Annotated in this window: 17 protein-coding genes; 7 read left to right on the forward strand and 10 right to left on the reverse strand. The window is 65.5% G+C overall.

From position 1 onward, the window contains the following. The first annotated feature begins 146 nt into the window (after window positions 1-146). The 4 genes from AUR_RS03100 to AUR_RS03115 are packed head-to-tail and all read left to right on the forward strand — an operon-like array spanning window position 147 to window position 3,386. Window positions 147-1,184, forward strand: a complete 1,038-nt coding sequence (locus AUR_RS03100; RefSeq protein WP_062099236.1) for a thiamine pyrophosphate-dependent enzyme — start codon at window positions 147-149, stop codon at window positions 1,182-1,184. Beyond that, window positions 1,177-2,232 (forward strand): alpha-ketoacid dehydrogenase subunit beta, encoded by a 1,056-nt coding sequence (locus tag AUR_RS03105; protein WP_062097123.1) that lies wholly within the window; start codon window positions 1,177-1,179, stop codon window positions 2,230-2,232. Before AUR_RS03100 ends, AUR_RS03105 begins: the two co-directional genes overlap by 8 nt. After that, the gene (locus AUR_RS03110) at window positions 2,225-2,554 is read left to right on the forward strand and encodes a biotin/lipoyl-containing protein (protein ID WP_062097124.1); all 330 of its coding nucleotides are present in this window, start codon (window positions 2,225-2,227) and stop codon (window positions 2,552-2,554) included. Before AUR_RS03105 ends, AUR_RS03110 begins: the two co-directional genes overlap by 8 nt. A 1-nt stretch (window position 2,555) precedes the next feature. Beyond that, window positions 2,556-3,386 carry an alpha/beta fold hydrolase gene (locus AUR_RS03115; RefSeq protein WP_082694398.1) on the forward strand — a complete coding sequence of 277 codons (831 nt, stop codon included), beginning with the start codon at window positions 2,556-2,558 and terminating at the stop codon, window positions 3,384-3,386. 22 nt (window positions 3,387-3,408) lie between these two features. Here AUR_RS03115 and AUR_RS03120 read toward each other — a convergent pair whose 3' ends face one another. Continuing rightward, a complete protein-coding gene (locus AUR_RS03120; protein WP_062099238.1) occupies window positions 3,409-3,822 on the reverse strand; it encodes a MarR family transcriptional regulator in 414 nt (137 codons plus the stop codon). A gap of 88 nt (window positions 3,823-3,910) precedes the next feature. Here AUR_RS03120 and AUR_RS03125 point away from each other — a divergent pair, with 88 nt between their 5' ends. Continuing rightward, the gene (locus AUR_RS03125; RefSeq protein ID WP_128397043.1) at window positions 3,911-4,567 is read left to right on the forward strand and encodes a phosphoribosyltransferase; all 657 of its coding nucleotides are present in this window, start codon (window positions 3,911-3,913) and stop codon (window positions 4,565-4,567) included. A gap of 75 nt (window positions 4,568-4,642) precedes the next feature. On the opposite strand, the gene AUR_RS03130 is transcribed toward AUR_RS03125, so the two are convergent. Next, on the reverse strand, window positions 4,643-5,977 hold the full coding sequence (locus AUR_RS03130) for an MFS transporter (protein ID WP_021470953.1): 1,335 nt from the start codon (window positions 5,975-5,977) through the stop codon (window positions 4,643-4,645). A gap of 125 nt (window positions 5,978-6,102) precedes the next feature. Between AUR_RS03130 and AUR_RS03135 the strand changes: the two genes are divergently transcribed. After that, entirely contained in the window at window positions 6,103-6,840 is a 738-nt protein-coding gene (locus AUR_RS03135) for an IclR family transcriptional regulator (protein ID WP_062097131.1), read from the forward strand. A 21-nt stretch (window positions 6,841-6,861) separates the two neighbouring features. On the opposite strand, the gene AUR_RS03140 is transcribed toward AUR_RS03135, so the two are convergent. From AUR_RS03140 to AUR_RS03165, 6 genes are all read right to left on the reverse strand, one after another. Beyond that, complete coding sequence (locus AUR_RS03140) at window positions 6,862-8,226, reverse strand: MFS transporter (protein ID WP_062097132.1); 1,365 nt, start codon at window positions 8,224-8,226, stop codon at window positions 6,862-6,864. 86 nt (window positions 8,227-8,312) lie between these two features. After that, window positions 8,313-11,402, reverse strand: a complete 3,090-nt coding sequence (locus AUR_RS03145) for an AAA family ATPase (RefSeq protein WP_062097135.1) — start codon at window positions 11,400-11,402, stop codon at window positions 8,313-8,315. Further along, window positions 11,399-12,571, reverse strand: a complete 1,173-nt coding sequence (locus AUR_RS03150) for an exonuclease SbcCD subunit D (protein ID WP_062097137.1) — start codon at window positions 12,569-12,571, stop codon at window positions 11,399-11,401. The genes AUR_RS03145 and AUR_RS03150 overlap by 4 nt, the downstream gene beginning before the upstream one ends. A 68-nt stretch (window positions 12,572-12,639) precedes the next feature. Further along, window positions 12,640-13,545 carry an MIP/aquaporin family protein gene (locus AUR_RS03155; RefSeq protein ID WP_062097139.1) on the reverse strand — a complete coding sequence of 302 codons (906 nt, stop codon included), beginning with the start codon at window positions 13,543-13,545 and terminating at the stop codon, window positions 12,640-12,642. Between the two features lie 105 nt (window positions 13,546-13,650). After that, complete coding sequence (locus tag AUR_RS03160) at window positions 13,651-14,010, reverse strand: DUF202 domain-containing protein (RefSeq protein ID WP_021470959.1); 360 nt, start codon at window positions 14,008-14,010, stop codon at window positions 13,651-13,653. Between the two features lie 2 nt (window positions 14,011-14,012). Then, entirely contained in the window at window positions 14,013-14,369 is a 357-nt protein-coding gene (locus AUR_RS03165; protein ID WP_021470960.1) for a YidH family protein, read from the reverse strand. An 80-nt stretch (window positions 14,370-14,449) separates the two neighbouring features. On the opposite strand from AUR_RS03165, the gene AUR_RS03170 reads away from it, so the two are divergent. Then, the gene (locus AUR_RS03170; RefSeq protein ID WP_062097141.1) at window positions 14,450-15,508 is read left to right on the forward strand and encodes an ADP-ribosylglycohydrolase family protein; all 1,059 of its coding nucleotides are present in this window, start codon (window positions 14,450-14,452) and stop codon (window positions 15,506-15,508) included. Here the strand turns inward: AUR_RS03170 and AUR_RS03175 are convergent. After that, window positions 15,498-16,067: a DUF4395 domain-containing protein gene (locus AUR_RS03175; protein WP_082694397.1), complete on the reverse strand. Its 570-nt coding sequence runs from the start codon at window positions 16,065-16,067 to the stop codon at window positions 15,498-15,500. The genes AUR_RS03170 and AUR_RS03175 overlap by 11 nt on opposite strands. Window positions 16,068-16,143: 76 nt before the next feature. Then, the gene (locus tag AUR_RS03180; RefSeq protein ID WP_069695139.1) at window positions 16,144-17,157 is read right to left on the reverse strand and encodes a 3'-5' exonuclease; all 1,014 of its coding nucleotides are present in this window, start codon (window positions 17,155-17,157) and stop codon (window positions 16,144-16,146) included. Between the last annotated feature and the right edge of the window lie 39 nt (window positions 17,158-17,196).

Here is a 17,196-nt window from a genome sequence, read left to right on the forward strand (position 1 = left end):
CGGTGTAGCCGCTTGCTCAGCACATCAAAGAGGCTCCTTGCATTTTGTATCGCAAGGAGCCTCTTTTTCTTGCCAATTTGTACAAAGTGTTTGGCTTGGACGTTGCTGATTGCGCATGGGCGCTGCTGGTGATTAGTGTCACAGCCATGACATCCACTTCGGTTCTCCCCGCCGACGCTGACGCAGGCCCAACCACGCCTGAGCAGCTGCGCGAGCTGTACACACTCATGGCCGCCGTCCGCCACATTGATACCGCCGCCATAGCCTGGCAGAGGCAAGGCATCATACCTGGCTACGCCCCCCAACTCGGCCAGGAAGCAGCACAGGTGGGCAGCGCCTATGCCGTTGACCGCAGCCGGGACTTCGTCTTCCCCACGTACCGCGAAATGGGAGTGGCCCGGACCATGGGCCTGGACATGGTGGACTACATGGCCACCCACAAGGCCACGTGGCACGGCGGCATGTACAACCCCTTGGAATCCCGGTTCGCCCCCATCCAGGCCGTGGTGGCCGGCTCCGTGCTGCACGCGGTCGGCTGGGCGCACGGGCAAACCCTGTCCGGCGAAAGCGGCGTTGCGCTTACCTACTTCGGAGATGGCGCATCGTCGCAAGGTGATGTCCATGAAGCCATGAACTTCGCCGCCGTCATGAAAGTGCCGGTGGTGTTCTTCGTGCAGAACAACGGCTGGGCCATCTCCGTTCCCACGGAGCGGCAGGTAGCCGGAGGTTCGGTAGCTGCGCGGGCCGCCGGCTACGGCATGGCGTCCCGCCAGGTAGACGGCAACGACGTCGAGGCCGTATTGCATGCCACGCAGTGGGCACTTGCCCACTGCCGCGCAGGAAGCGGCCCGGTCCTCATCGAAGCCATGACCTACCGCCGCGGACCACATTCCACGGCCGACGATCCCGGCCGCTACCGCACCCTGGACGAGGAACGCACCGACGCCGGGGAGGATCCCCTGGTCCGGTTCCGCACGCGCCTGCTGGCTGACGGCACGGCCGATGAACCCTTCTTTACCGAGGCGCAGCGTAGCGCTGAACGGGAAGAGGAAACCATCCGGGCCGGTATCGAAGCGTTGGGGCCGCGTCCCGGTGCGGAGATGTTCAGCTACGTGTTCCAGGAGCCCACCCCCGACCTTCAATCCCAAGCTGCCGCTTGGCGCAAGGAGTCCGACCATGTCTGAGACGCTGATGGAAACAAGCCCCGAAGCGGCAAGCACCGTGGAGCACCTGTCCATGCAGCAAGCCCTCAACCGGGCACTGGACCGCATCCTGGCGGAAAACCCCAAAGCCGTTGTCTTCGGCGAAGACTGCGGCCGGCTGGGCGGAGTCTTCCGGGTCACCGACGGACTGCAAGCCCGTCATGGCGAAGACCGCGTCTTCGATACTCCGCTGGCCGAGTCCGGCATCCTCGGCATGTCCGTGGGGTTGGCAATGGCCGGTTTCCACCCGATTCCCGAGGTCCAGTTCGACGGTTTCGCCTACCCTGCCATCAACCAGATCGTCTGCCAGATCGGCCGGATGAACTACCGCAGCCGCGGAACGCTGCCCATGCCGATCACCCTGCGGGTTCCCAGCTTCGGCGGGATCCGGGCTCCCGAGCATCATGGGGAAAGCCTTGAGGCGCTGTTCGCCCACGTGCCCGGGCTCAAGGTGGTGTCCCCCTCCACGCCCCATGAGGCCTACCACCTCCTCACATACGCGGCCTCCCGTCCGGACCCGGTCATCTTCATGGAGCCGAAGTCGCGCTACTGGCAAAAAGGCCCGGTGGACGTCACCACCGCGGTCCCGGCACAGGGAACTGACGACGACGGCGGCAGCCTCACCGGGGCGCGGGTGGCCCGCGAAGGCAGGCACCTGACCCTCGTCGCGTGGGGCGCCATGGTTGCCCGGTGCCTGCAGGTAGCCGAGCTCGCCGCCGAAGACGGGATCGACGTCGAAGTCCTGGACCTGCGGTGGCTCAAGCCCATCGACGCCGGGGCGTTGGCGGCCTCGGTTGCCAAGACGCGTCGCGCCGTCGTCGTCCATGAAGCGCCGCTGACCTCAGGCCTGGGCGCCGAAGTCGCGCAACTCATCACGCAGCAGTGCTTCGACACATTGAAGGCGCCCGTGGAACGCGTCACCGGTTTTGACGTGCCCTACCCCTCCGGAGACCTGGAGGACGAATACATTCCCAACATCGATCGCATCCTCTATGGGATCCAACGAGTACTGGAGTACCGCCGTGGCTGAAATTTCCTTCCCCCTCCCCGATCTGGGCGAAGGTCTCATCGAGGCAACCGTGCTGGAGTGGCTGGTGGAACCGGGGCAACAAGTGGAACGGAACCAGCCCTTGGTGGAGCTCGAAACGACGAAGTCTTCCCTCGAATTGCCCAGCCCGCAGGCGGGTAGAGTGGTGCGTATTCACGGCGAGCCGGGCGGGACCATCAACGTCGGCGAACCGCTGATCGTGTTCGAGGTACCGGATGAAACGGCCGGGATCGTGGGCACTGTTCCAAAAGACGAAGCACCCAAGCGCCGGGTCCGCCTGAGCGCCGTACTCGATGAGGACTGACATGATGACCGGCAGGCACACCGTGGAACAGCAGAGACACACCGTGGAAGGCACCGATCCCGGATTGTTCGTGGAAGTCCATGAGCCTGCCAATGACGCCGGACTGCGTCCGGTCCTCCTGATCCACGGCTTTTCCTCCTCCAGCAAGCTGAACTGGGTGGACAGCGGCTGGATTGCCACGCTTCAGGGCGCCGGCCGCCGGGTCATCACCGTTGACCTCCCCGGGCATGGCCGGAGCCACGCCCCCGAGGACCTTGATTCCTACACGCCCAGCAGGATCCGTGCCGACCTCCTGCAGATGGTCTACGACGCCGGTGCGCGGCCCCTGCAGGACGGCAACCCGGTCTCCGGCCTGGACATCATCGGGTATTCACTGGGTTCGCGGCTGGCCTGGGAGTTCGCCGCCACGCAGCCGGACCTGGTGCACCGGGTGGTGCTGGGCGGACCCAGTGCTGCCGACCCGCTGGCAGCCTTCGATCTTGCAGCCGCGCAGCGATACCTTGCCGACGGCACTCCGATCCAGGACGAGTCGACGGCCGGGCTGCTGAAAATGGCGCAACTCATTCCGAGCAACAACCTCTTCGCCATGCTTTCCCTCATCGAGGCCATCAAGGGCGAGCCCTTCGACCCCGCCGAGGCCGCGCCCCACATGCCGCTGCTCCTGGTGGCAGGAGAGAAGGACGAACGCGCGGGCACCATGCCGGTGCTGGCGGAGATCGCGGGCAAACGCGGTGCAATGGTGGAGACCCTGGTTGTTCCCGGGCGCACGCACACGAACGTGGTCACCAGCCGGGCGTTCAAGGAAGCCGCCGTCGAGTTCCTCGCGGTGTAACCGGCTACCCGTATAGGCACGGCTATCTGGACAGTCGCTCCGCGTTGCGGCTCATGCGCTCCAGGACGCTGACGGCCATGGCGTATTCATCCAGGCCGATGCCCATGGAAAGGTCAATGCGCGTCTCTTCCACCAAACGGAGCGCTTGGTGGTAGGTCTCCCTGCCCTTGCCGCTGAGCGTGAGCCGGTCATCGACCATGGTGATCATCCCGTGCCCCACCAAGGCCGCCAGTTCGCGCTCCCGCAGCCGTACATCCCCGCCCCACAAGGGCCGCAGGGCTTCTTCGAGTTCAGCCGGCAGCAGGGGATCTTCCGCTAGCGTGTTAAGCGCCTGCCACTGCCGGCGGCTCAAGCGGACCCTGGCCAAGGTGTGGTCCAACTGCGCTTCCAGTGCTGCATCCAGGCGTTTGACCCAGTACCCGATCGGTTTACTCACAAGGCAATGCTTGCAGCGGAGGCACCACCGGGCAAGCTTTGAACTGTAGGGTTGGAACCAGCGCCGGATTGAGGAGGAACGGGGTCGGATGGGCATGCGTTTCAAGGACAGGGAGGAAGCCGGGCGACGCCTGGCCGAGGGCCTTCCCCAGTTCAGGGAACGGCCTGACACCATCATCCTTGGACTGGCGCGTGGCGGAGTCCCCTTGGCCGCCGCAGCTGCAGCTGTTCTCTACGTGCCGGTCGGTGCCGTGCTTGTCCGCAAACTGGGCATCCCGGGCCGGGCCGAAACCGCTTTCGGCGCACTCGCGTGGTGCCGGGGCGAGGTAGTCCGGATCCTCAACAAGCCCTTGAGGGAGCTTCTTCTGTCCCGCGGCATCAGTGCAGCTGCCATGGATGACGTGGAGGCTGCGGAAAGGGCCGAACTGCGCAGGCGGGCCAAGGAGTACCCGGGGATCGACCACGATCTGCAGGGCAAGGCCGTCATCCTGGTGGACGACGGCCTGGCCACCGGCGCAACCATGCGTGCCGCCGTCGAGAGTGTACGGGCCGCAGGCGCCACCACCGTCATCGCCGCCGCTCCAGTGGCCTCGCTTGAGGCCTCAACATCGCTGGGCCGTGTTTGTGATTGGGTCTTCTGCTTGCATATACCGGGCACGTTCCACGCCGTCGGGGCCTTCTACGAGCACTTCGATCAATTGACGGACGCCGACGTCATGGACCTGCTTAAAGACCCACGGGCTTAAAACCCACGGGCCCGGGGTTGGACCCCGGACCCGTAAGCCTTCTGCAGTGCGCCGCTGGGCGTGCGCGTGAGTTCTTTAGTGGTGGGTGCTGAAACCGAGCGGACGTCCCTTGGTTTCCTTGGCGAGGATCACGCCCACGGCGGAGATGACGCACAGCACCATGATGTAGATGCCCACCGAACCGGACCATTTGGTCTGGTCCAGCAAGGCCTGCGCAATGGTGGGAGCGAAGGCTCCGCCGAGGATGGCGCCCAGTGCATAACCGATGGAGATACCGGAGTAGCGCACCTGCGGGGGGAACATCTCGGCGTACATGGCTGACATCGGGCCGTAGGACAGGCCAAGGCCGATGGTCAGGACGAACAGGGCCACGCCGTAGAGAATGATGTCCTTGGAATCGATGAGCGCGAACAGCGGGATCATCCATACGAAGACCAGGGCATAGCCGAACAGGAATGTCTTCACGCGGCCGATCTTGTCCGAAAGCCATCCGCCGACCATGGTGAAAATCAGCCAGCCAAAGGACGCGACGGTGGTTGCGAGCAGGATCTGCGGCGCAGGCATCTTCAGTGCCTTGGTTGCGTAAGAGATGAAGAAGGCGATCAGCAGGTAGCCCGCGGCGTTGTTGGCAATGAAGATCAGTGCGGCGAAGACAACTTCCTTGGTGTTGTGGCGGAACAGCTCACCAAGGGGAGCCTTGCTTTCGGCCTTGCGCTGGGCGATTTCCTTGAAGACGGGGCTTTCGCCGACAGCCCGACGGATCAGGTAGCCCACAACGATCAGGACGACGGAGAGCAGGAAGGGTACACGCCAGCCCCACGCCGCGAAGTCTTGCTTGGACATTCCCGACTGCAGGAAGAACAGCAGGCCCGTTGCCAGGATCATGCCGATCGGCACACCGATCTGCGGGTAGGCGCCAAAGAGGCCGCGCTTGTTGATGGGAGCGTGCTCAACAGCCATCAACGCCGCACCGCCCCATTCGCCACCGGCCGAGAAGCCCTGCACCACGCGGAGGGTGATCAGAAGGATCGGAGCCCACAATCCGATGGTTTCGTAGGTCGGCAGGAGACCGATCAGGGCCGTAGCGGCTCCCATCATCACCAAGGTCATCACCAGGACTGCCTTGCGGCCAACGCGGTCGCCCAGGTGGCCGGCAATGGTGGCTCCCAGGGGGCGGAACAGGAAGCTGATGCCAATGGTGGCGAAGGAGAGGATCTGCGCCACGCCGGGGTTTGACTGTTCGAGCGGCGTCAGGAACAACGGCGACAACAGCGTCGCCGTCAGCTGGGCGAAGATGAAGAAGTCGTACCACTCGATGGTGGTGCCCACCAGGGTTCCCGCCAGTACCCGGCGCTCTTCGCGCTTGCTGCTGGGCCCGGACAGGGAATCGACAGAGGAAGTTGCGGTCATTGAAACTCCAAAGGTGCGGGTGTCTGTTCGGCGCGACATTCTTTACCGACAGAACGGTCAGTTAGGAAACTGTACTACACGCTGTGATCAAAAGCACAGCCCCCCGTGGACATAGGATTGGAGCCATGAATTCCAGCAGCGGTGTCAAAGGCCCTTTGGAGGCACCCACCCAGGCCCCGCCGTCGCAAACTCTGTCCCGGGGCATCCGCGCACTGGAGATTCTGGCGGCTGCCGATCGCCCCCTGAGCATTGCCGAACTGGCCGAGGCGCTGGGCGTGCACCGCTCCATCGCCTACCGGATCCTGCGCACCTTGGAAGACCACTCGCTGGTGGTCCGTGACGAATCGGGCAGGGTCCAACCGGGCGCGGGACTGGCCGTCCTGGCGCGGGGAGTCTCCCGGAACCTGCAGGGTGCCGCCTTGCCCGAACTCACGCAACTGGCCAACACGCTGCACATGACGGCCTTCATCGCCGTATGGGACCACCAGGAATGCGTCACCCTCCTGACGGTGGAACCACGACATTCAGGACCCGCGGTAGCCCAGCATCCCGGCACCCGGCATCCCATCACGTCGGGAGCACCCGGGATAGCCATCCAGTCCGCCATGACGGAGGAACGCTGGCAGCAACTGGGCCCGGGGGTCCCCTACCGTCCTGAAGCGCTGGAAGCCAGGCGACTGGGTTACGCCGCAAGCCATGACGAAGTCATCGCGGGAGTGTCGTCCCTTGCTGCACCCATCCACATCCCCGGGGGCAGGCCCGCAGCCATCGCCGTGGTTTACATCCGGATGGACCAGGACGCAGACCGGGTAGGCCAGGCGCTGGCAGCAAGCGCCGCACGGATCGAAAGCCAACTGGCCTGAGACCTTCCCCGATGTGGCCTGCTACCCCTGCTGCCGTCCGCGCATGACGAGCCACGTCACCAGTCCGAGGACGAGCAGGCCGGCGGCCGCACCCATCGCCACGGTGAAGGCGGCTGCCGCCCCTTGGGTCTGAGCCAGTTGGCCGGCGAGGTACGCGCCCAGGGCCGTACCGGCGACGATCCCGCTGGCCAAAGCTGTCATGACAGTAGCCATGCGTCCGGCGGGAGCCACCACGCCGCCGATGCTGAACACTGTCACCATCACCGGTCCCACCGGAATGCCCAGGATCAGCAGGACAGCCACCATGGGCCAAATGCCGGCCGGAACCACCAGCAGCAGCGACAACGCCGACATGGCAAAGGCTGCCACCACCCAGCGGGCCGCCAGACCAAACCTCTGCGGCCAGAAAGCAACGGACAACGCCGCCACCGCGGAACTGAGGCCCATCACCGCATACAGCAGGCCGGCCAGCTCGGCGGTGGCGTAGTCCGCCGAGAAGGCACTGAGGGCATTTTGGGTGGCGCCGAAGAAGGTCCCCATGCAAACCATGGCCACCACGGGGACGGCCACCACGGCCGCGGCCCAGCGATTCCGGTCTCCGGAGTCCTCGGGACGTACGACGCCGGTGGCAGCGTTCCGCGGCGCAGGAACCACGGCAAGGTGGCTGGGATGGACAGCGAACGCAGGGACCAGGATGCTGGTCAACAGCGCCGCCAGCGCCAGCGGAAGCCAAGGAGTGATGAGGCTGGCCAACAGACCCACCAGGGCCGGGCCCAGTACGAACGTGATCTCGTCCGCGGTCCCTTCGTAGGACAATGCCGTATCCAGATCGGCCCGGTTGGCCGCTACGCTCCGGCCGCCGCCCTGCCCCGCCCGCAGGTTGTGCGTGGTGAGGGCCATCCAGCGAACGCGGGCCATGGGCCCCACTTGCGGTGAGCTGGCTCCTGCGATGAAGGCGGCAACCAGCACACCCAGGGCGTCAAGGCCCGAAGTGTAGGAGGGGGTCCAATACGCAGCCGCGATCACCGCTGCCACCGCGAGTGCATTCACCACGGCAGCCGTCGGCAGGACGATGCGCTGGCCTGCGCGGTCCGCGAGGGACCCCACTACGGGAGCGCCGAGGGCCGATCCGATGCCGACCGCCCCGGCTGCCATGCCGCCGATGGCGTAGGAGTGGCTGACAGCTGTGACCAGGGTCAGGGTGCCCACCGTGAGCATTGCCAACGGGAGGCGGGCAAAGAGGCCGATCGGCAGGAATCCGGCGCCTGCCAGTTCGGGCAAACGGGCGAAACGCCCGGGGAGCCGGGACCGACGTGGGTTGGGCCGTGGGCTGGCTTGGGGCGACGCGACAGGCGTGGGCTGGGAGGCCAAAGAAGTTTCTTTCATTATTCCGGGTTCGCTAAGTGTGCGCATCGTCCCTCCTCCCGATGCGCGCGACCCGGTATAACTTTTCAATTCTATAGGATAGGACCTCAGACAGGCATCGCTTCGACCACTCGCACGGTGGAGCCACTTCGGCCCTTCACCACCTGCAATTGGCTGCTGATGCGCTGCTTCATCTCGGCAACGTGACTGACCAACCCCACTACCCTGCCGCCGTCACGCAGGCCCTCCAGAGCATCCATCACTTGTTCCAGGGCCTGCTCGTCCAAGCTTCCAAAGCCTTCGTCCACGAACAACGTTTCGATGTCCACACCGCCGGCCTCGTGTTGGACCACATCTGCCAGACCGAGAGCCAATGACAACGAGGCCATGAACGATTCGCCACCAGACAACGTGGAGGTGTCGCGTCGCTGGCCCGTCCACTGGTCAACGACTTCAAGCCCCAGGCCGGATCTGGCCCCGCGGGCGGCTTTCGCGTCAGTGTGCCGGAGGGTGTAGCGGCCATCGCTCATGGCAACAAGCCGTTCCGAAGCTGCAGCGGCAACCTGCTCCAGGCGTGCGGCCAGGACATAACTGTTGAGGCTCATCCGGTAGGTATTGTCACCGGCGCCGCGGAGGGTATCGGCCAATCCACTGAGTAACCTGGAACGCTCCCGCGGTTCCCTGCCGTCCGCGGCGAGATTGAGGTAACGTCCGCGCAGACTGGTCACCGTTTGCGCAGCTTTATCCGCCAGACCGACCGCAAGGGCAAGATCCTTGGCGGACTTTGCAGCGGCCAGCGCTTCAGCCGTCGAGTTCTTGAGTTGGTCCTGGTCCTTCGGCAGTTCTCCGATAGTGGCTTCCTTGGCAGCGAGGACAAGGTCTTCGGCGGCAAACAACTCATCCAGCCGGGCAGCCTCGGTGTCGTAATCCGAAAGACTCTTCTCCAGTCCCACCACATCCGACGCTGACAGCACGTCCCGGCGGGCTTCATCCGCGGTGCTGAACCCTGCTTCCGGCAAGGCCCTCTCCAAAACAGCCAAGGCCTCCTTCGCGGCCCGCTCTGTCCCGTCCACCTCACGTGCGGCGGCTGCTGCCGTCTGCAGCAGCCCATGCTGTCCGGTCAACTCTTCGAGGCGCGCTTTCAGGCTGGTGAAACCGGCCCGAAGTCCGGACAAGTCCGCTTCGAGTTCGGCGTGCTGTTCCCCAAGAACACCCGACAGAGTGGCGGCCTCGCCGGCCGTTGCCTCAGCGGCATTGTGGTCTTCCTGCAGCTTCTCCATCCTCGCCGTGAGCCCGGCGTGCCGGGAACGCAGGGAATCAAGGCGGGCGGCCGCATCCCGTGCTTTTGCAAGCTCCATCGCTGCGTTCGCCGCTGCTTCCTCCGCGAGCGCAGGGTCCACCGCTCCGCCTTGGGCAGCCAAACCGGCCAGCAATTGCCCGGCAGATGTCAGCTTCGCCGCAATGCCTGTGAGTTCTTTTTCGCTCGTTTCAAAGTGCAGGGCCGCAGTCTCTTCATCCTGGGCAAGGGAGAGTGCGCTCCGCGCGGCTTCAGCGGGATGCGGGTGGTCCTGGCTGCCGCAGACAGGACATGGATCACCGTCAGCCAGCGCTGCGGCGAGTTCTCCCGCGGCATTGGCGAGCCGTTCTTCCCGAAGGTCCAGCCATGCTTGGCGGAGATCCTGGGTCTTTGTTCGCGCGTCCGCGTGAAGGGCTTCCAAGCCATCCCGGTCTCGGGCTGCGGCCTGGTACCGGGCGACGAGGTCCACTACCTCCGCCGCGGCTGCCGCTTCACGCTCAGCAACCTCCCTCCGGCCCGCGAGGGGCTCCAACGGCTCCATGTCCGCCAGGAGGGCGGCATCTTCGGCGCGGAGGGTTTCCAATGAGCGTGCCAAGGATTCCACGGCCAGCCCTGCGGCAGCCTGTTCCCGGAGTTTCTCCTGAATCCGGACTCCAAGATCTTCCAAGCGGCGCTCGTCCGGAAGCCGCGCTTCCAGCACGGCCACGTTCTTCTTCACCTTTTCCAGGTCCTCGGCAAGCGTGGCTTCGGAAAATCCTGCAGAGGCGAGTTTTTCGCGGAGGGACTCCATGGCCGCGACGGCGGCCCGGTGTTTCCGCGCGGTATTCTCAACGGCGTCGAGGTGTCCGCCAAGGACTGATGCGCGACGATGCCGGCCGAGCCTGTCCCGGTCCTCCAGTGCGCGCGGGGCTGCCAGTTCGAGGAGTACCCTGCGCTGCGTGGCAGCAGCCAACCGCGCGTGCCGCTGCGCTTTGTCCCGGTCTTCCTGCAACGCGGCTGCCAACCTGGCCGAGCGGGCCTCGGCTGCGTCAGCTTGTTCCCTGCGTCGACGACACTCCGTGGCAATAGCATCACCTATTGCCCCGAGCCAGTCCTCGGGCGCCAGTCCGGTCTCTTCCGAAGGCACCGCAACGCTTGAGCCCGGGGTTCCGGTGGATCCTGGCGTGCCGGTGGATCCCGGCGTGCCGGTGGATCCCGTGGCTGCAGGCCCGGTGCTTTCCAGCCCCAGGTGCGCGGCCTCGGCGGACACGCGGTCCAGCAACATCTTCAGCTCAGCGGCATTGTCCTCGACTGCCCGGGCAGCTTCCGCCGCTTGAAGCTGGATCTGCCGCTCGACCGACTCAAAGCGGTGGGTACCAAAGAGCTTCTGAAGGAGGTCCAAGCGGTCTGACGCTTTGGAACGCAGGAAGGCGGCAAAGTCGCCCTGCGGCAGCATGACAACCCGGGTGAACTGCTCGCGGTCCATTCCCAGGACCTCTGAAAGCTCGGCGCCGGCTTCGTCGTTCCGCGACGACTTCTCCACCCACTCACCGGCCACCCGTTCCCGGAGGAGCGTCTTGGCCTGCTGGGTGGTGAAGCCCTTGCGTCCACGCGCGCTCGGCCGGTCCCACGCGGGAGACCGGGTGACTTCGAACCTGCGGCCGCGGGCGGAGAACTCACAGACCACCCGGGGCTCGGCTGTGGGCGCTGCGTGGTCGCTGCGCAGCCGTTTGCCGTCCTGCCGGGCACCGGGAACAGACCCGTAGAGGGCAAAACAGATGGCGTCCAACACGCTGGTTTTGCCTGCCCCCGTGGCACCGTTGAGCAGGAAAAGCCCCTGGGCGCCGAGTTGGTCGAAATCAATGTGCTGCGGCTGGGCGAACGGACCGAAGGCCTCAATTTCCAAGCGGTGGATTCTCACAGTTCCGCCTCCTCCAACCGGACAGCTTCGAGGGCCTCCCGGAGGGCAGCTTCCTCGGTGCCTTCCGGTCCACGGCCGCGAACGTGTTCGAGGAACCCGCAGCACACGTCAAGATCATCCGCGGCCGCGGCAAGACGGCTGCTGTAGGTGGATTCCTCCTGTGCAGCAGCGCCCTGCGGGTCAAAGGTCAGTACAAGGGTGTCCGGGAACCGGGTACGTAGTTGCTCCATGGCCTGGGCCGGCCGCTGGGCATCGGTCAGTGTGATCTGGCAGAACGACGATTCAGCCCAGGCATGATCCCGGGATTCCAGGAGCTCGCTCAGGGTGCCCCGCAGGACCGCCAAGGACCTCGGCGCTTCCCACAGCACCTCGCGAACCTCACACATGCCGGCGTTGTCCAGCTCAACCAACCAGGCTCCCTTGCGGTGCTTGGCTTCAGAGAAGGAATATGCCAAAGGGGAACCCGAGTACCGGACGTTCGGGGCAAGTTCCTGGCGGCCATGCAGGTGGCCCAAAGCCGTGTAGGTGAAGTCCTCGAAGAGGTCCAGCGGAACGGCGCCCAATCCACCGATGCTCAGGTCCCGTTCACTGTCCGAGGTGATGCCGCCGCTGGCAAAGGTGTGGGCGAGGACCACCGGGTGGACGGGTCCGGATTCTCGGCGACGTTCGACGTCCCGCCGGATCCGGTCCGTGGCTTCCTTGGTCACGGCAAAATGGCTTGCCGTTTCAACGCCCAACCGTTCGGCCACCAGCCGTGGTTCCAGATAGGGAATGCCATAGATGGCGACGTGCCCGCTCCCCTCGCTGGTCCCTGCGGGAAGCAGCACGGGAACATCGAGGTCTTCGATGCGCGTCCGGAGATGGACGCCGCCTTGTTCCATGAGCCGCGAGGCAAATCCCAAGCGGATGGCGGAGTCATGGTTGCCGCTGGTGAGGACCACCGACGCACCGGCCTGCGTAATGCGGACCAGAGCCTCGTCAAGCAACTGCACGACGTCCAGTCCGGGCAAGGCGCGGTCATAGACGTCACCGGCGATCAGGACGATATCCACGGCCTCCGAGCCAACGCAGGAGACGAGTTGGTCAATGAAGCTGCGCTGGGCATCGAGCATCCCAACGCCGTGGAAGGACCGGCCGAGATGCCAATCCGAGGTGTGGAGTAACCGCATATCTTCAAGCTAACGGCGGGCACCGACAAAAAAGGGCAGGTGGGCCCCCCGTCGTCGTTCCCGTTGCGTTACTGGCCCTTCTTCCCATCAAAAAAGTCGCGGGCTTCATCTGCCGTGTCTGCCGTGCGGCTCCTGTCAACGGGCGCCTCGGCAGTAGCCGGGACGGCGGGGGCCTGAACGGCACCGGCTGCGGCAGCTCCGCCGTCGTTGCCGGCCTCCGGCACATCACCGGCTACCGGAGCGGCCGCCGGAAAGTTACTGAAACCACGGAAGACAAAACCGGCCAGGGCTGCGCCCAGCAACGGCCCCACCCAGAACAACCACAGCCCCTCCAGGGCCCAGGACGGACTGAAGAAGGCCTGGCCTGTGGCACGGGCCGGGTTGAACGGCAGATTGCCCACGATCTCGCCGAACTGCAGCAACACCGCGGTGGCCAGCCCGACAGCGATGGGTGCGAGGGCTGCAATCGCGCGGCGTCCCGCAGTTGCACCCAGGAAGACGCCCACCAGGATGGCAGTGCCGATTACTTCCGCCAGCAGCACGCCGGCCAGCTGGGTCTGGGCAGCGGAGTGCTCCCCGTAGCCGGCCGCGGCCGTGCCCAGAGCAGCCCGGGCGTCGGCCAGCACCGGCGAGGCAAGGACCACGAAGTAGACCAGGGCTGCACCAACCACGGCGCCGATAACCTGGGCCACAACGTAAGCCAGGGCGGCAACCGCCCGGATACGGCCGGCTATGAGGTTACCCAGCGTAATCGCGGGATTGAAGTGGCCGCCCGAGACGTAACCGAAAGCGATCATGCCTGCGGTCACCGACAGGCCGATGGCCAACGCGGTCGCGGGTCCGCCTTGCTGGGTGGAGAAAATCTTGACGCCCACTGCCACGAGGACCAGGAACATTGTCCCCAATGCCTCAGCCCCGAGCCGCGCAATCAGTCCCGGCGGGTGCTCGGCGGTAGCTTGCACGGAAGAGGTCATGGCTGAAGGGTCCTTACGCTGTGGGGATGGAGACGCTCAGTATCTTGCCAACGTAGTCTGGGGAGTTGCTGGGCATGACGGGCGTCCCGGGGCCTATCTCCGAGCTTAGCCGCCTACGGCAATGGCCGCGATCGCAGTACCACCGAGGCCCACCACCGCCACCGTGCACACCGCAAGCAAAGACGCCGGCACCGCGGCATTTCCCGTGTGGAGTTGGCGTGAGCGGATCCACACGACGCACGCCAGGATGATCGTGGCCGCGGCGGCCATCAAGGCGCACACACCTTGGTAGTCGAGCCCGGGCAGGCCGGGCACAAGCTGGGCGGACGTCGGTTCGCTGGTCAGCCAGCTCCGCCAGATGAAGAGATCCACCACCACCAGCGACAACAAGGTCCGCCGCCAGGCAAGGGTCGTGCGTTCCGGCTGCAGGCCGGGGTCCCGAACATCTGCGGCCTCCGCATCCATGCTCAGCGCACTACCAGGATCAAGACGGCGAAGCCGAACGCTGCCACGGCCACCACGATGGTCATGAACAAGAGGACGCGTGAGAACGGGAGCGCTTGGTCGTTGCGCATCGCAGCTTCCATCTGGCTCCAGCGGCGGTAGGACAGGACCGCCAGGCCGGCTCCTATGAGCGCGAGCAGCACGCAAAGGACCAGGCGAACGGGTTGCGGTGCGATGTTCGGCGCCAGTTGGTCGATGGCCACCGCACCCGCCAAGAGCGCCAGGGAGGTCCGGATCCATGCCAGGAAAGTGCGCTCGTTGGCGAGCGAAAACCTGTAGTCAGGCGTCTTGCCTGTTCGTCGCCAATCCGGTTCACGCACGTTGTACTCCAGGTTTCCTCAGGCTGCGCAGCTTCCCCACCATACCAACGCGCCACCACGGGGCACGGTAAGTTACTGGCATGAGTGTTGCAGCCGGCCCTTCGTTCGAGTCCCGTGTCCACGCCACCCTGCTGGGGGGAGCCTTAGGCGATTCCCTTGGCTATGCAGTGGAATTCGACTCCATAGGAGCAATCCGCGCGCGCTTTGGCGACGGCGGCCTGAAGACTTTCGGACAGCTCGACGGCGGCACGCACTTCTCGGACGACACCCAAATGACGCTCTACACGGTCGACGGCCTCGTGGAAGCCTTGGAATGGGCCAATGACGGAGTCGCCGCCGATGAGGTCGCCTGCTTGTGGCTCGCCTATTTGCGCTGGCTGGCAACCCAGGAGGTAGCTGCCTCCCCTTCGGCGCCGGTCCCCCAGCCGCGCTGGATCGACCTGCAGGACGTCCTGCACCAACGCCGCGCTCCGGGCAATGCCTGCCTGAGCGGCCTCGCCACCGGTGAAATGGGAACTGCGGCCCGGCCCATCAACCCGGAATCGAAAGGGTGCGGGACAGTCATGCGGTCGGCGCCGTTTGGCCTGGTACCCCACATTGCTCCGGAAGCCGTGGCCAAGCTCAGCATGGACGCGGCATCCCTGACCCACGGCCATCCATCGGCCCGCTTGAGCGCCGCCGCCTTCAGCCTCATGATTCACAACCTCGTGGCCGGACAGGAACTCCGTGATGCCGCGGCCAACGCCCTGGGTCATGTGGAAGGCCTGCCGCTCAAGGCCCCCGAGCTCGTGGACAGGCTCCAGGACGCCCTCCGTCTTTCCACGGAAGCCCCCGGCCTCGGCCCGGAAGAACTGACCACCGCCCTTGGCGAGGGCTGGATCGCAGAAGAAGCCCTCGCCGTCGGGCTCTATGCGGTCCTGTCCACTGCGGGCGGCGATCCGGAAGAGCACTTCCGCGAGGCAGTGGCCGTGGCCGTCAACCACAGCGGCGACAGCGACTCCACCGGCTCCATTGCCGGCAACCTCCTGGGTGCCTTCTACGGCGAACGCTGCCTGCCGGCCGATTGGATGCACGCCCTCGAAGCCCCCGACGTTATCCGGGGCATGGCGGAGCGCCTGTTGGCGGTTACTACCGGCTGACTGCGTCCGCCGCGGGCCGAAGGGCGATGTTATTGCACGCTTCGCACACGTCTTCGGGGATGAGGCCCCGGCGCTGGAGGAAGCCGAATATGGCGCAGCCGAGGCAGAATCCCGCAAAGGCTTCCAGCGATGCCGCAACAATCAGCAACGCCAGCAGGACCCAGGCAGCCGGTTGCGCGCCGAGGAAGAAAAGCACGACAGCGGCAGTCGTCAACGCCGCTCCGATGCCTTGGGCGAAGCGCTTGGGCGGACCCGGCACCAGCTTGGTGCGGCCCAGGCGCGGCGCGAGGACCTTCACGGAGAGCAGTGCCAGCGGAGAGACACGGGGACCAAACAGGACCCGGAGCCAGAAACCGACGGCCAAGGCAACCAGGCCCCACCCCCATCCGGACACCAGGGTCACGACGGCCAGCACCACCACCAGCCCGGCAGTGATACGGGCCGCGTATTCGTTCACCGGATTCGGAAAGTCGAAGAGCCGCCTTTGAACAGTGCCCTGCCCGGACTTCGTGGAAGCACGGGGCGCATCCGGTGCGGCAACGGGTAGCTTGGAGGTCATGCCCCAAGGCTACGAGCGCCGGTTGCCGGGCCGGAAGCAATGTTGCGCAGTATGAATGCCCGCCCGGGCCTGCCGCCTAGTTGCCGCCCACCATTTGGAGGAATTCTCCCTCGGACACCACTTCGATCTGCTGCCCTTTGGCGTGGAGTTCCAGGACGCGCTTTGCCTTGCCCGTGAGCCTGCCGGCACGAAGGTCCCCGGCGACGAAACCGTCCCCCACCACCAACACCGTAGTGCGGGCAGTCACCCTGCTCTCGGGACTGGCACCCAGGTCCGCGGCACGTGCCTTCGCCTCGGGGCGGGGCATTGCCAAATCGCCGGTGAAGACCACTGTCTGGCCGAACAACGGGTGGCCTGGTTCAGCACCGGGGTTGGGCAGCGGGTTGGGACCTTCCTCGGGCCAGGGCGACCACGCACGCTTGGCCGGCGGGTTTGGCGAGCCCGGCCCTGACACCCCGGTTCCCACCAAACGTGCCGCGAGCGCGGACGCAGTGGCTTTGGACAGTCCGAAGGCCGGGTCAAAGGCCGGTTGCCGCGGGAGTGCCAGGCCCAACGAAAGGTAGAGTTCGGCGATGCTGTTGGCACTGTTGCGCCGTGCAATGTCGATGAGGATTCCGGCGCACGCGCGGGCATCCTCAGTGGCGTCGTGGTGGTTGACCAATGGAACGCCGGCCTCTTCGGCAGCGTAGGGCAGGGAGTTGGAAACCAGCGAGTAGCACCGGCGGGACAACATCACCGTGCAGACGTACTCGTACGCTGGTCCGGGCAACCCGGAGACTTCCAGGCCGGAGCGGATGACACCCAGATCAAATGCTGCGTTATGCGCTGCGAGGATGTCATCGCCGATGAAGGCGCCGATCTCCGGGAACAACTCACCGAACCTGGGCATGCCGGCTACGTCTTCGGCGCGGATGCCGTGGATCCGCGTGTTGTGGTACTCGAAGTGGTCATGGTTCTCCGGCGGCCGCATCAACCAGGAGGCTTCTTCCACCACCACTCCGTTGCGGACTTTGCTGAGCCCGACCGAACAGGGAGAGCCCCTGAAGCCGTTGGCCGTTTCAAAGTCGATCGCCGTAAAGTCCAATGCCACTGGACAAGGGTACAGGCGGGAAGGGCCGCCCTTTCGCCG

The organism is Paenarthrobacter ureafaciens, assembly GCF_004028095.1.
GTDB classification, from domain to species: domain Bacteria; phylum Actinomycetota; class Actinomycetes; order Actinomycetales; family Micrococcaceae; genus Arthrobacter; species Arthrobacter ureafaciens.